The 12,238-nt window shown below is 63.2% G+C and carries 12 protein-coding genes; 3 read left to right on the top strand and 9 right to left on the bottom strand.

All coding sequences use genetic code 11. The features are described 5' to 3' along the window. Positions 1 to 213 precede the first annotated feature (213 nt). From FVD38_RS19910 to flhF, 6 genes are all read right to left on the bottom strand, one after another. Positions 214 to 717: a hypothetical protein gene (locus FVD38_RS19910; RefSeq protein ID WP_147936419.1), complete on the bottom strand. Its 504-nt coding sequence runs from the start codon at positions 715 to 717 to the stop codon at positions 214 to 216. Positions 718 to 814: 97 nt separating this feature from the next. After that, positions 815 to 1,570: a flagellar motor protein MotD gene (gene motD / locus FVD38_RS19905; protein ID WP_147936418.1), complete on the bottom strand. Its 756-nt coding sequence runs from the start codon at positions 1,568 to 1,570 to the stop codon at positions 815 to 817. 16 nt (positions 1,571 to 1,586) lie between these two features. Further along, positions 1,587 to 2,330 carry a flagellar motor protein gene (locus FVD38_RS19900; RefSeq protein WP_147936417.1) on the bottom strand — a complete coding sequence of 248 codons (744 nt, stop codon included), beginning with the start codon at positions 2,328 to 2,330 and terminating at the stop codon, positions 1,587 to 1,589. Then, the gene (locus FVD38_RS19895; protein WP_147936416.1) at positions 2,312 to 3,040 is read right to left on the bottom strand and encodes an RNA polymerase sigma factor FliA; all 729 of its coding nucleotides are present in this window, start codon (positions 3,038 to 3,040) and stop codon (positions 2,312 to 2,314) included. The genes FVD38_RS19900 and FVD38_RS19895 overlap by 19 nt, the downstream gene beginning before the upstream one ends. A gap of 45 nt (positions 3,041 to 3,085) precedes the next feature. Next, a complete protein-coding gene (locus FVD38_RS19890; protein ID WP_147936415.1) occupies positions 3,086 to 3,907 on the bottom strand; it encodes a MinD/ParA family ATP-binding protein in 822 nt (273 codons plus the stop codon). After that, entirely contained in the window at positions 3,900 to 5,282 is a 1,383-nt protein-coding gene (flhF, locus tag FVD38_RS19885) for a flagellar biosynthesis GTPase FlhF (protein WP_147936414.1), read from the bottom strand. Before flhF ends, FVD38_RS19890 begins: the two co-directional genes overlap by 8 nt. Positions 5,283 to 5,548: 266 nt before the next feature. Between flhF and FVD38_RS19880 the strand changes: the two genes are divergently transcribed. The 3 genes from FVD38_RS19880 (at position 5,549) to FVD38_RS19870 (ending at position 7,328) form a co-directional block, all read left to right on the top strand. Further along, positions 5,549 to 5,896, top strand: a complete 348-nt coding sequence (locus FVD38_RS19880) for a hypothetical protein (protein ID WP_123070316.1) — start codon at positions 5,549 to 5,551, stop codon at positions 5,894 to 5,896. A 695-nt stretch (positions 5,897 to 6,591) separates the two neighbouring features. Further along, a complete protein-coding gene (locus FVD38_RS19875) occupies positions 6,592 to 7,050 on the top strand; it encodes a DUF2778 domain-containing protein (RefSeq protein ID WP_147936413.1) in 459 nt (152 codons plus the stop codon). Further along, positions 7,047 to 7,328, top strand: a complete 282-nt coding sequence (locus FVD38_RS19870) for a hypothetical protein (RefSeq protein ID WP_123070314.1) — start codon at positions 7,047 to 7,049, stop codon at positions 7,326 to 7,328. Before FVD38_RS19875 ends, FVD38_RS19870 begins: the two co-directional genes overlap by 4 nt. A 29-nt stretch (positions 7,329 to 7,357) precedes the next feature. On the opposite strand, the gene flhA is transcribed toward FVD38_RS19870, so the two are convergent. The 3 genes from flhA to FVD38_RS19855 all read right to left on the bottom strand — a co-directional run bounded on the left by flhA (position 7,358) and on the right by FVD38_RS19855 (position 12,076). Further along, positions 7,358 to 9,472 (bottom strand): flagellar biosynthesis protein FlhA, encoded by a 2,115-nt coding sequence (flhA, locus tag FVD38_RS19865; protein ID WP_147936412.1) that lies wholly within the window; start codon positions 9,470 to 9,472, stop codon positions 7,358 to 7,360. A 21-nt stretch (positions 9,473 to 9,493) separates the two neighbouring features. Further along, the gene (flhB, locus tag FVD38_RS19860) at positions 9,494 to 10,663 is read right to left on the bottom strand and encodes a flagellar biosynthesis protein FlhB (protein ID WP_147936411.1); all 1,170 of its coding nucleotides are present in this window, start codon (positions 10,661 to 10,663) and stop codon (positions 9,494 to 9,496) included. Between the two features lie 126 nt (positions 10,664 to 10,789). Further along, positions 10,790 to 12,076 (bottom strand): MraY family glycosyltransferase, encoded by a 1,287-nt coding sequence (locus tag FVD38_RS19855; RefSeq protein ID WP_229493852.1) that lies wholly within the window; start codon positions 12,074 to 12,076, stop codon positions 10,790 to 10,792. Positions 12,077 to 12,238: the final 162 nt, after the last annotated feature.

Genomic DNA, 12,238 nt, shown 5'->3' with positions numbered 1-12,238 from the left:
AGCGTCGATATCGAGAGGACTTGGCACTCAAACAGGGACGCCTATTCTGATGGAAAAATCAAGAAGATTATTCCGGACAGCAGTGCGCGCAGGCGGGAACCTAAGTTGCATGCGCTAACGAAACGTACAAAACTTAGGTTCCCGCCTGCGCGGGAACGACGGTTTTGGGCTAACGAGGCAATCTGGCGCCCGAATACAGCAAGCGGTCAAAGCCTACCGCTGCGTAAACGAAAACTTCACCGGAATCGCCGGACTGCTCTTGATGCTGGCCGCATCGAGCTTGCCCAGGCTACTCAGCCACGGCCCCGCATAGCGGATCTCGTAGCTGTGCTGCCCCGGCTTGAAGGCATAGGCTTCGGTGATGTCGATCGTGTTCAGGTGGGTGGTCTGCGGCTTGACCTCGAGGTAGTCGGCCGGGCCCGGCGCGGCGCGCTTGACCATGCGGCCCGTATAGGCCACTTCTTCCCCGGGCGTACGCAGGTTGAAGCGCGGGGCGGAGAGGTCGTCGCCCAGGGCGATCTCGCGCGGGATCCATACCGACTGGTCGCCGCGGTTCTCGATCAGCACCCGCACCTTGACCGACTTGGCGCCGGTCTCGACTTCGAGCCGGTGATGCACGTTCACCTTGGCCTCCACGGCCTTGACCGCGCCGGCCAGGCCGCCCAGCGCCAGCAACGTCGCCAGCACAGCTGCCGGCATGCTTCGTTTGACATGCATCTTGCCTCCTTCCGGGACGGGGCCACCTCGGTTTACCAACACGCCGCCGCAAACGCTGCAATCGCCTTTCGATTATGACACGAGTTGTCGTTACAGTTCAGGGCAGTATGTTACCGCCTGTTTCAGGCAGGGCCGCCAGGATCGTCACCGCCACCCGCCGGTTGCGGGTTTGCCCGGCGATGTCCGTGTTCGGCGCCACCGGCCGCGTGTCGGCAAAGCCGATCGCCGACAGGCGCGCGGGCGGCAGGCCGTTGTCGATGAACAGCCGCACCACGCTCGATGCGCGCGCGGTCGACAGTTCCCAGTTGGATGGATACACGGGGCTGGCGATCGGCACGTCGTCGGTATGGCCCTCGACTTCGATGCGGTGGGTATCGTCCTTCAAGAGGCTGGCCACGGCGCCCAGCACTTCGCGCGCTTCAGGGTCGAGCAAGGCCTGGCCCTGCTCGAACAGTACGCTGGCATTGATCTCGACGCTGATGCCGCGCGCGTTCTGGGTCACCCGCACCTGGCCCGATTTCACCAGCGGCAGCAGGGTCGCCGACAGCTCGCGCGCCATCACGCCCATGCGCTCCTGCTCGCGGCGGGCGGCCTCGTTGCGCTTGCGGTTGATGATGTGCGACAGCGGCAGCACCGGCTCGACGTTGGTATTGACCTGGGTCGCCGCGCCGCGTCCGCCGAAGGCGTCGCCCAGCGCGTCCGACAGCACCTGGTACTTGCCCTCGTTGACGATGGAGATCGCATACATCACCACGAAGAAGGCGAACAACAAGGTGATCAGGTCAGCGTACGAAATCAGCCAGCGCTCGTGGTGCTCCTGCGGGACGTCGTCATCGTAGCGCTTGCGGGCCATGAGATAGACCTGTCGATCAGTGCCGCGCCAGCAGGCTGGCGACGCGTTCGTCGACCACGCGGCCATGGTCGCCGCTGGCGAGATCCGCGAAGACTTCGGCCAGGATCTCGTACTGCGAGACCCGGTCGTTGACGATGGCCTTGAGCTTGTTGCCGACCGGGTAGAAGAACAGGTTGGCCAGGCCGACGCCGTACACGGTAGAGACGAAAGCGACCGCGATGCCGGAACCCAGGCGCGCCGGGTCGGACAGGTTTTCCATCACGTGGATCAGGCCCAGCACGGCGCCCAGGATGCCGATCGTCGGCGCATAGCCGGCCGCCGACTCCCAGATGCGCGCCGCTTGCCGCTGGGCGAATTCATAGCCGTTGATCTCGTGCTCCAGCAAACTGCGCAGCTTGTCCGGCGCGATGCCGTCCACCACCAGTCGCAGGCCCTTGGCCACGAAGGGATCGGCCTTGGCCATATACTGCTCGAGCGACAGCAGGCCGTCGCGGCGCGCCGTCTGGCTCCACAGGGTGATGTCGCGCGACAGCTTCTGGCGCCCGTTCTTGGGCGGTACGAACACCCAGCGCAGCATGCCGATGCCGCGCAGGAAGGTGCGCGTTTCGCTCTGCAGCAGCACGGCGCCGAAGGTGCCGACGACGACAATGGCGAAGGCGGCCGGCTGCATCAGCGATGCGAACCTGCCGCCATCGAGCGTGTAGCCGAGGAAGATGCCGGCGATCGCCAGCACCAGGCCGATTACGCTGGCCCAGTCCATATATGCTCCCGCAAGGTGGTGCGCAGGCGCGCAACGGCCTGGGTGTGCAGCTGCGACACCCGCGATTCAGAGACGCCCATGACGGCGCCGATTTCCTTCAGGTTCAGCTCTTCTTCGTAGTACAGGCCCATCAACAGCTTCTCGCGCGGCGGCAAGTTGTCGATGGCCTCGATCACCGCGTGGCGGAAGTCGGTTTCCATCAGGCCGCGCAAGGGGTCGCTGTCGTCCACCGCGTAGCGGTCGAGGAAGTTGCCGTCGCCGTCGTCGTCGTGGAAATCTTCGTAATAGAGCAGCTGGTGGCCGCCCGAGTCGGCCAGTATGTCCTGGTAATCCTCGAGCGAAAGCTTGAGCGACTTGGCGACTTCTGATTCGCTCGGCGGCCGGCCCAGGCGCTGCTGCAGCTCGTGCATCGCGCTTTCGACCTTGCGCATGTTCTGGCGCGTACTGCGCGGCATCCAGTCGCTGCTGCGCAGCTCGTCGAGCATGGCGCCGCGGATGCGCAGCACCGCATAGGTCTCGAACTGGGCGCCGTGGTTGTCTTCGTAGCGGTTGATGGCATCCAGCAGGCCGATCATGCCGGCTTGCACCAGGTCATCCACTTCCACCGAAGGCGGCAGCTTGGCCTTCATGTGGTGGGCAAGGCGCTTTACCAACGGCATATGCTCCGTCAGCAAAGAATTCTTGTCCGCTTTCCCTTTGACCGTGTACATGCTGGTGTAAGTCTTCTCTCTGCTGTGCTCTATTGCCGATATCGATTACGAACCAAAATGGGCCGCGCTCCCCTGCTTGCCGAACTGCGGCATGGCGTGCAGCGCGAACTTGCCTGCCAGCTGGCGAAACGCCACCGAAGCGCCGGCCAATGGGAAGGCGTCGACCACGGCCCGGCCAAGGCGCGCGGCCCTTGCTAGGCACTCGTCGGCCGGCACCGCGCCCATGAAACTGAGCTTGACGGCAAGGTAACGTGTTGCTGCTGCTGACATATTATCGTATACCACCTTGGCCTCTGCCTCTGTCGCACCGGTAACAAGGATCCCGAAAGGGCGCCGGCCCAGTTGCTGCGACAAGCGCTTGACCAGCGAATAGGCATTCGTGATCGACGCCGCGCTGGTGGATACCTGGACCACGATCTCGGATTCAACCATCGAGGCCACCGGGAAATCGCCGTCCGGGCCGAGTTCGGCGTCGACGATCACGATCCCCGATTGCAGCGCCAGCACGTCGAAGGTATTGCCCAGGCGGCGCGCCTCGGCCGCCGTCTCGGGCGCGCCCATCGGCACCACCGAGAAGCCTTGCGGCGCCGGGCGGATCACTTGGTTCAAGGCGCTTTCCTGGCGCGCCACCTGCAACAGCGAGGCGCTGCGGTTCATGCCGAGCCGGCGCGCAACGCCGTATTCCACTTCGCAGGCATCGACGATCAGCACGTCGTTGCCGGCCTGGGCCAGCGAGGCGCCCAGGTTGACCAGCATGGCGCCCTTGTCATCTTCCGGCGTGGCCGACAGAAACGTGACCACGCGCGGACGCGGGCCCTGCAGCATGCGACGCAGGCCTTCGGCCTGGTCGAAATCGAAACTAGCCAAGGTTCACCTCGCGTGCGGCTGCGGATTGGGCGGCGGCCATCATCAGCGGCAGGTCTGCGTCTGCGGCCGCGTTGCCGCGGTTGCGGAAGGCGCGGTCGACCAGCATGGCGCGGTCGGCCACGTGCAGGTCTTCCGGCACGCGCTGGCCGTTCGAGATGTAGTGCAGGTTCAGCTTCTGGCGGATCACGACGTCGAGCACGCCGCCGATCGATGCGGCTTCGTCCATCTTGGTCATGATGGCGCCATGCAGGCCGCTGCCCTGATAGGCGCGCACCACTTCGTTCAGCGTCTCGTTGGTCGAGGTCGAGTTCAGGCACAGCAGACGCTTCACGTCGGCGCCCGAACCGGACAGCATAGCGACCTGTTCGGCCACCATGTGGTCGCGCTGCGACATGCCGATGGTGTCGATCAGCACGGTGTGCTTGTTGCGCAGTTCCTTCAGGGCGATGCGCAGGTCGGCTTCGTCCTTCACCGAGTGCACCATCACGCCCAGGATCTTGCCGTAGATGCGCAGTTGTTCGTGGCCGCCGATACGGTAGGCATCGGTGGTGATCAGGGCCAGCTTGTCCGGGCCGTGGCGCATCACGCAGCGCGCGGCCAGCTTGGCGGTGGTGGTGGTCTTGCCGACGCCGGTCGGGCCGACCAGGGCGTAGACGCCGCCCTGCTCCAGCAGCGCGTCTTCGTTGCCGATGGTGGTCAGGTTACGGGTCAGCACGGACTTGACCCAGCGCATGGCTTCGGCGGCATCCTTGGTTGCCGGCATTTTTTCGATCAGGAAGCGCGCCAGGGTGGCCGAGAAACCGGCGGCCAGCATCTCGCGCAGCACGGTCGCCTTTTGCGGCTCGCGCTGGGCGGTGGCGTTCCACGACAGTTCGGCCAGCTGGGTTTCCATCAAGCCGCGCATGGCGCGGATCTCGCTCATCATGCCGTTCATTTCGGCGGCGGCCGATTCCTTGGCCTGGGAGATGGCGGCGCTCATCATCGAGGTCATGGCGCTCATGTCGATCGCCGGCTCCGCGGCCGGAGCGCGGCGCTCGGCGTAGGTCGGGGCTGGCTCGGCGTAGGCTGGCGCGATCGGCGCGGCTGGCGCGGCGTCCTGCAGGCGGCGCGACAGGAAGGCCGGGGCGGCGGCGGGGGCCGGTGCGGGCGCCAGGTCTTCCAGATGCTGCAGTTGCAGGTTGGGCTTCGGCTGGGCCATTTCGGAGTCAACGGCCGGCGCGGCCAGCGAGGCCACGTCATCGTTGTCCAGCGCGAGGATCTCGACCTGGCCGTCGACTGGACGGTTGGAGAGGATGACGGCATCCGGCCCCAGCGCTTCGCGCACCTTGCGCAATGCATCTCGGGAAGTTGCTGCCGTAAATTTCTTAACCTTCATCTGGTTCTCCGCGCTTCAATCTGGTTCTGCATGACGGGCACGATGCCTGTCGATAGGAAGCATTATTGACGATGCCCTCAGGAAACCATCATGGGAAAAGGATGGGGAAAATGGTCTATTTCGACGGAATCAGTAAAACCGATACCTTTTGACGGAGTGACAAGCCGGATTTGTCGTCAAAAGGCGTCTATGGCTGGGCGATCTTTGCCGCCGCAGAAAGGTCTAAACAGACAAGGCCACCTTATCGATGGCGCAGGGAGGAGACCATGGTCAAATCAATTCGACTGTTGTACCGCAACGTCCAGGGCCGCGTGCGATGCAATTACAACTGGGACTGGCAAAAGATGTGCGAGCGCTCCGCCGTCATGGTCACCGCCGTGGAGTGGAGCGGTGGGGCTGGGCCGGGCGCTGTGACCTTTACCAGCGATTCCTCTCCCGGCCACCCCCACTTGGGCCAGGCCAATGTGTATGTGACCAATATCGGACCGCACGATTCCGAGGGCGGGCCAGGCGGCGTCGAGTTCTATCTGCATGCCGACTCCGACACGCCGCTGGATGTGCTGGTGACCATTACCGACCTTGGGCAGGTTGAGCGCACGGTGTTCGTCAAGTGACTGCTGCCGAACAGGCCAGTTTTGAGCAGGCTCATCGACGGCATACGCCATTTACCTATGATCGACAGCTTGGGAGCACAGCGCTCATGGAGATGGCGTGGGCCAGAAGAGTATTCCTGGCAGCACACTAAAAGTCTACGGAAGAGTGACCGTCCGGTGAAAAAGACAAACCAACGACTCATTCTCGCGCTATGGGTCATTTTTGCCAGCTTCGCCCTTACACATCTATGGGTCGTCAATTCAAGTCGGCTCCCGACGATCCCCCAGCCATTCGCGATATGGCTTGTTGATCTGTATGGCGCAAACAATGCGGAAGAAATTCGGGATCTCGAGGTACTGCTCGGACTAGCCGTCGCGTTTCCTCTCGTCCTGGGACTCACATATTCGGGCATCCTTATTTGGCAACGTATCCGCGACCGCACAGTCGATCGGTAGTCGACGCTCCCAGCGCGGCATTTACGGTCGCATTACATGGAGTTGACTGACCAGGCAGCATTCGCACGCCGCCCCCCCTGTCACATTGCTATCACGTTGGGTCTGGCGCAAATACCGCCCGCTGGTGCTGCGCCCTGAACGATCAGGGTAGCCCCACGCCACGCCGGTATACCTGCCAAGGTATTGCGAAGACTCACTGACTGCCTACGCCATCTCCCTATGATCAAAAGCGTGTGGACTAAATTTCCAGGAGATAGCGCATGGTCGAGTGCACGTTCGAACTCAACGGCAAGCCGATGAGCCTGTTTAAGATAGGCGCTACTCACTTTCCAGCGTTCTCAGGCTTGGGAAGGCATGTGAACCAACGACAGTTCATTTGTACTCCCAACGTCGGTCCTATTCCTCCCGGCAGCTACTATATTGTGGACCGTCAGTCGGGCGGCAGACTAGGCGCTCTACGTGATCTGTTACGAGACCGATCGGAGTGGTTCGCCCTCTATGCAGCCGACGGGAAGATTGATGACGAAGTATTTTGCGACAATGTAAAGCGAGGAAACTTCAGACTTCATCCGAACCGAGTCGGCGGCGTAAGCCAGGGATGCATCACTTTGGAGAGTCTGGCTGACTTCAATACTTTGCGCGCCCATCTCAAAGCAAGTAATCAGGTGGACGTTCCGGGAAGCTCGCTACAGGCCTATGGAAGGGTCATCGTCAGGTGAACAAAACCGTTACGCGTTTTCTTCTCGCCATCTGGACCCTTGTCGCTACCGTCGCGCTCACCCGACTGATCCTTGTCCGCCCCGACCTTTTCCCTCGAGTTCCCGAGTCATTCGCACTCTGGGCAATCGATGTGTATGGTTCGACAAATGGCGAGGAACTGGCCGATCTCGAAACGCTGCTCGCACTTGGCTTTTCATTCATCGTCGTGCTGCTCGTCACGGCGCTCTGCAGATTCATCTGGCGCAGAGCCGGCCGCTTCACGGCGCTCGCCGACTGACCGGGCAGCACACGAACCGCCCTCCCCCATTACATCGGCACACCCACTAGGCTGGTCACCCGAATTGTTTTGCTCTCCGGCACTTCCGCATGCGACAGCACTTTCAGCTGCGGCACAGCGCGGCGCAGGAAGCGCGACAGCAGCACGCGCAGCGGGGCCGGCACCAGCAGCACCGGGGTGTGGCCCATCTGCTCCTGCTGGTTGGCCGAGTTGGCCGCCTGCTGGGCGATGGTGTCGGCCAGGCCCGGCTCGATGCCGGTACCGTCGCCGCCATTGCCCATGGCTTGCAGCAGCAGGCGCTCGAGGCGGTTGTCCAGGGTCATCACCGACAACTCGTTCTCGCCCGGGAACAGCTGCTGGACGATGGCGCGGCCCAGGGCCACACGCACCACGGCGGTCAGTTCCGACGGATCCTGCGTCATGTTCGCGTGCTCCGACAGCGCCTCGATGACCGAGCGCATGTCGCGGATATGCACGCCTTCGACCAGCAGGTTCTGCAGCACTTTCTGCAGGGTCGACAGCGAGACGACTTTCGGCACCAGGTCTTCGACCAGCTTCGGCGTTTCCTTGCCCAGGTGGTCCAGCAGCGCCTGCACTTCCATGCGGCCCAGCAGTTCCGACGCGTGCATCGTGATCAGGTGGTTCAGGTGGGTCGCCACGACGGTGCCGGCGTCGACCACGGTGTAGCCCATGCTCTGCGCTTCGTCGCGCAGGCCGGCTTCGATCCAGGTGGCCGGCAGGCCAAAGGCCGGATCGGTGGTCACCAGGCCTGGCAGCGTGCCGCTGGCCATGCCCGGGTTGATCGCCAGGAACTGGCCGTTGATCGCTTCGCCGCTGCCCACTTCCACGCCCTTCAGGGTGATGCGGTAGGCCGATGGCTTCAGTTCCAGGTTGTCGCGGATGTGTACCGGCGGCGCCAGGAAGCCCACTTCTTGCGCGAACTTCTTGCGGATGCCCTTGATGCGCTTGAGCAGCTCGCCGCCCTGGTTCTTGTCGACCAGCGGAATCAGGCGGTAGCCGACTTCCAGGCCCAGGGTGTCGACCGGCATGACGTCCTGCCAGGTCGCTTCTTCGCTCTCGGCTGGCGCCTGTTTGGCGGCAGTGGCGTCGGCGGCGGCCGCGGCGGCCGCTTCTTCCTTGGCCGGCGCCGCCTTCTGGCGCTTGGAGATCATGTAGCCGGTGCCGGCCAGCGCACCACCCAGCAGCAGGAAGATCAGGTTCGGCATGCCCGGGATCAGGCCCAGGCCACCGATGATGGCGGCCGTGATGTACATCGATTCAGGACGCGCCAGCAGCTGGTTAGTCAGCTGCGAGCTGACGTCTTCGTCATTGGCGACACGCGACACGACCATACCGGCCGCGATCGAGATGATCAGCGAAGGAATCTGCGACACCAGGCCGTCACCGATGGCCAGCAGGGTGTAGATCTTGGTCGCTTCGCCCATGGCCAAGTCGTGCATCACCACGCCGACGATCAGGCCGCCGACAATGTTGATCACGGTAATCATGATACCGGCGACGGCGTCACCCTTGACGTATTTCGAGGCGCCATCCATGGCGCCGTAGAATTCGGCTTCTTGCGAGACTTCCTGGCGGCGCTTGCGGGCTTCGGCTTCACCGATCAGGCCGGCGTTCAGGTCGGCGTCGATCGCCATCTGCTTACCTGGCATCGCGTCCAGGGCGAAACGCGCACCCACCTCGGCGATACGGCCCGCGCCCTTGGTCACGACCGAAAAGTTGATGATGGTGAGGATGATGAAGACGACGATACCGACGGTGTAGTTACCGCCGATCAGGAAGTGGCCGAAGGCCTCGACCACCTTGCCGGCCGCGGCGGAGCCGGTGTGGCCCTCGGTCAGGACAATACGGGTGGACGCCACGTTCAACGCCAGGCGTAGCATGGTCGAGACCAGCAGGATGGCCGGGAAGGCCAGGAAGTCGAGCGGCTTGACCGTATACAGCGCGGTCAGCAGGATGATGATCGACAGCGCGATATTGAAGCTGAAGAAGACGTCGAGCACGAAGGCCGGCAACGGCAGGATCATCATTGCCAGCAGCATGATGATCAGGACCGGCGCTGCCGCCTTGCTGCCTTGTGCACCAAGGCCGCTCATCCAGGCTGGCAGTTTCATGCTGTTGGTCATTCAGTTCACTCCGTGATCAGTTCAATTCGGCCCCCCTGGCTTAGGCGGCGCTTGCGACGCCGGGTTCAGCGGGTCCATCTCGTCAGGCACTTTCAACTTCGTCGGGCGATCCGGGTAATCCCCGTCACCCTTCTTGTAGGCGCGCAGCTGGTAGACATAAGCCAGCACTTCCGCCACCGCCGAGTACAGCTTTTCCGGGATCTCGTCGTCGATATCGGTATGCTTGTACAGGGCGCGGGCCAGGGCCGGGGCTTCCATCAGCGTGACCTTGTGTTCCTGGCCCAGCTCGCGGATCTTGGCGGCCACGTCGTCGATGCCCTTGGCCACGACCCGCGGCGCGCCTTTGCCATCCGTATACTTCAGCGCCACTGCATAGTGGGTCGGGTTAGTGACGATCACATCTGCAGTGGGAACATTTTGCATCATCCGGCCCCGGGCCATTTCGCGCTGCAGCTGGCGAATCTTCCCCTTAATCTGAGGATTGCCGTCCGACTCCTTCGATTCCTGGATCATTTCCTGGCGCGTCATTTTCAGTTTGTCTTTCCAGTGCCATAACTGGTAAGGACCGTCAATCAGGGCGATGAAGCCCAGCGCGCCGACGATGAACAGGAAGGATTTGCCGATCATGGCGCCCACGTGGGCGCTGCTTTCGTTGAGGGGCTCGACCGCCAGGCCCAGCATCGCCTCCTTCTGGCCGCTGACGACGATATAGGCCACCACGCCGACCACGATGGTCTTGGCGACCGCCTTGAACAGCTCGACCAGGGCGTTTTTCGAGAACATATTGCCAATACCCTTGATCGGGTTCAGCTTCCCGAAATTGGGCATGAACGCCTTGGACGAGAACAGCCAGCCGCCGATCAGCAGCGGCGACACCAGGGCGATGAGCATGATGGCGCCGGCGATCGGCAGGCAGGCCAGCAGCACGCCCACCAGGTCGTTGAGGATGCGTTCGATCAGGATAGCGGGATTGAAGACCTGTTCGCGATCCAGCGACAGGCCGGACTTGAGCGCCAGGCTCAGTTTACCGACGAGCATGCCGCCAAAGGCCCACAGGCAAGCGCCGGCGGTGATCAGGACGGTGAAGGTGGCCAGTTCCCGCGATCTGGGAACGTCGCCTTCCTCGCGCGCCTTCTCGATCTTACGGGGCGATGCGTCTTCTGTCTTCTCTGCGTCGCTATCTTCCGACATCGCTACTCCGCCAAAACTATGTCACATGCGCCTTTGTACCGCGCAAATGAAATTATCGCCGGAATTGCCGTGCGGCTAGCAAGAAAACAGGACGGGAAACCAGCCGCTGTTCGCGGCTGGTAGGAATTACATACGCCGGCGGACGAAGGCCCGGGCCGGCTGCTCGCGGCCGAGGTCAGACAAGGGCGTTGCCTGGTTGGCCGCGCTCGGCTTGGCGACGCGGGCCGCCACGATGACCGGAGAGATGACCGGCGCCGACATCGGGACGATCGGGGCGATTGGGTTGGCGATCGGCTTGACCACCTTGACCGTGGCCGTGGTGGCCGGCGCCAGCGGGGCGGCGGCCATATGGGTCGGCAGGCGGCGGCGGGCGCGCCAGGCGGCAACCACCAGGCCGTAGACGCCCAGGTACAGCGCGAAACTGGCGACCACACCCTGCATCAGCACGTCGGGCGTGCCGGCATGGTTGACGGCCAGCGCGGCCGGCACCAGGGCAATGCTCCACGACACCGGCGACACGCAGGCATTGCGCAGCGGCGCCGGCAGCATGCGCAGGTAGCGCGCGGTGATCGCCGTCTTGACCAGGCTGTGCAGGTGCCAGCTGTCCGGATGGCCCGGATGGCGGCGGCACCACAGGCGGCGGCAGATGGTGAACAGCGTTTCGAAGACCGGGTAGGCGCAGGCCAGCAGCGGGGCCCAGGCCGAGACCGACGGATTGCGGTAGACCAGCATCACCGACAGCCAGGCCAGCAGGAAGCCCAGCAGGTAGGCGCCGCCGTCGCCGAGGAATAATTTACCAAACGGGAAATTGACGACGAAGAAGCCGGCCGTCACCGCGCAGATCACGAAGCACAGCTGTGCCAGGTGGACGTCGCCGGCGCCCAGGGCGATCAGGCCCAGGGTGGCCAGGCCGATCACGACCGTGCCGCTGGCCAGGCCGTTGAAACCGTCGATGATATTGACCGCATTGGCCACGCCGCCCACCGCGAAGGCGGTGAACAGCACCGAGAACGGCAGCCAGCCCAGCAGGCCGTCGATCAGCGCCAGGCCGGTGTATTGCAGGGTGACGCCGGTCAGGAACCAGCAGACCGCACCGCTGGCCATGGTCGCCAGCAGGCGCGCGCGCACCGAGACGGTGCGGGTCAGGTCTTCGGCCAGGCCGAACACGAAGGCCGGCAAGGCGGCCACCAGCACCGGCAGCAGCAGTTCCTGCTGCGCCTGCGGCAGGACGCCCAGCGCCATCCACAGGCCGATCATGATGGCGGCGCCGCCGATGCGCGGGGTCGGAGTGATATGGAATTTCTGCACACCGCGCGTCGCGTCAAGCGAATAGCGCCCATGCCAGCGTGTGGTGAACACGAGCAGGAGGGAGCAGATCAGCGATGTGGCAAAGCCGATTTCGAGGCCGGCCATGGGAAGGTTATTAATACTCATAGAACCACTTTGTTAACTCGTCAATTCTAGCGCATTTCTCGTTGATTTTCCGGCAAACGTGCCCGGGCAAGGATTCTATCCCAATGTCACAAATGCTCTGTCCCGTAATGCAAGCCATTGATTGTGCAAGAACAATTCGAC

The sequence above is a fragment of the Massilia arenae genome (assembly GCF_008014745.1).
Lineage (GTDB): Bacteria > Pseudomonadota > Gammaproteobacteria > Burkholderiales > Burkholderiaceae_D > Telluria > Telluria arenae.
This window is presented reverse-complemented; position numbering and strand designations above follow the sequence as displayed.

What these genes read in the sequence shown, in the direction of transcription:
- motD (WP_147936418.1), bottom strand. Translation starts at nt 1,570, where the DNA reads ATGGCCCGCAAGCGCTACGATGACGACGTCCCGCAGGAGCACCACGAG.
- FVD38_RS19855 (WP_229493852.1), bottom strand. Translation starts at nt 12,076, where the DNA reads ATGGCCGGCCTCGAAATCGGCTTTGCCACATCGCTGATCTGCTCCCTC.
- FVD38_RS19910 (WP_147936419.1), bottom strand. Translation starts at nt 717, where the DNA reads ATGCATGTCAAACGAAGCATGCCGGCAGCTGTGCTGGCGACGTTGCTG.
- FVD38_RS19880 (WP_123070316.1), top strand. Translation starts at nt 5,549, where the DNA reads ATGGTCAAATCAATTCGACTGTTGTACCGCAACGTCCAGGGCCGCGTG.
- FVD38_RS19900 (WP_147936417.1), bottom strand. Translation starts at nt 2,330, where the DNA reads ATGGACTGGGCCAGCGTAATCGGCCTGGTGCTGGCGATCGCCGGCATC.
- FVD38_RS19895 (WP_147936416.1), bottom strand. Translation starts at nt 3,040, where the DNA reads ATGTACACGGTCAAAGGGAAAGCGGACAAGAATTCTTTGCTGACGGAG.
- flhA (WP_147936412.1), bottom strand. Translation starts at nt 9,472, where the DNA reads ATGACCAACAGCATGAAACTGCCAGCCTGGATGAGCGGCCTTGGTGCA.
- FVD38_RS19875 (WP_147936413.1), top strand. Translation starts at nt 6,592, where the DNA reads ATGGTCGAGTGCACGTTCGAACTCAACGGCAAGCCGATGAGCCTGTTT.
- flhB (WP_147936411.1), bottom strand. Translation starts at nt 10,663, where the DNA reads ATGTCGGAAGATAGCGACGCAGAGAAGACAGAAGACGCATCGCCCCGT.
- flhF (WP_147936414.1), bottom strand. Translation starts at nt 5,282, where the DNA reads ATGAAGGTTAAGAAATTTACGGCAGCAACTTCCCGAGATGCATTGCGC.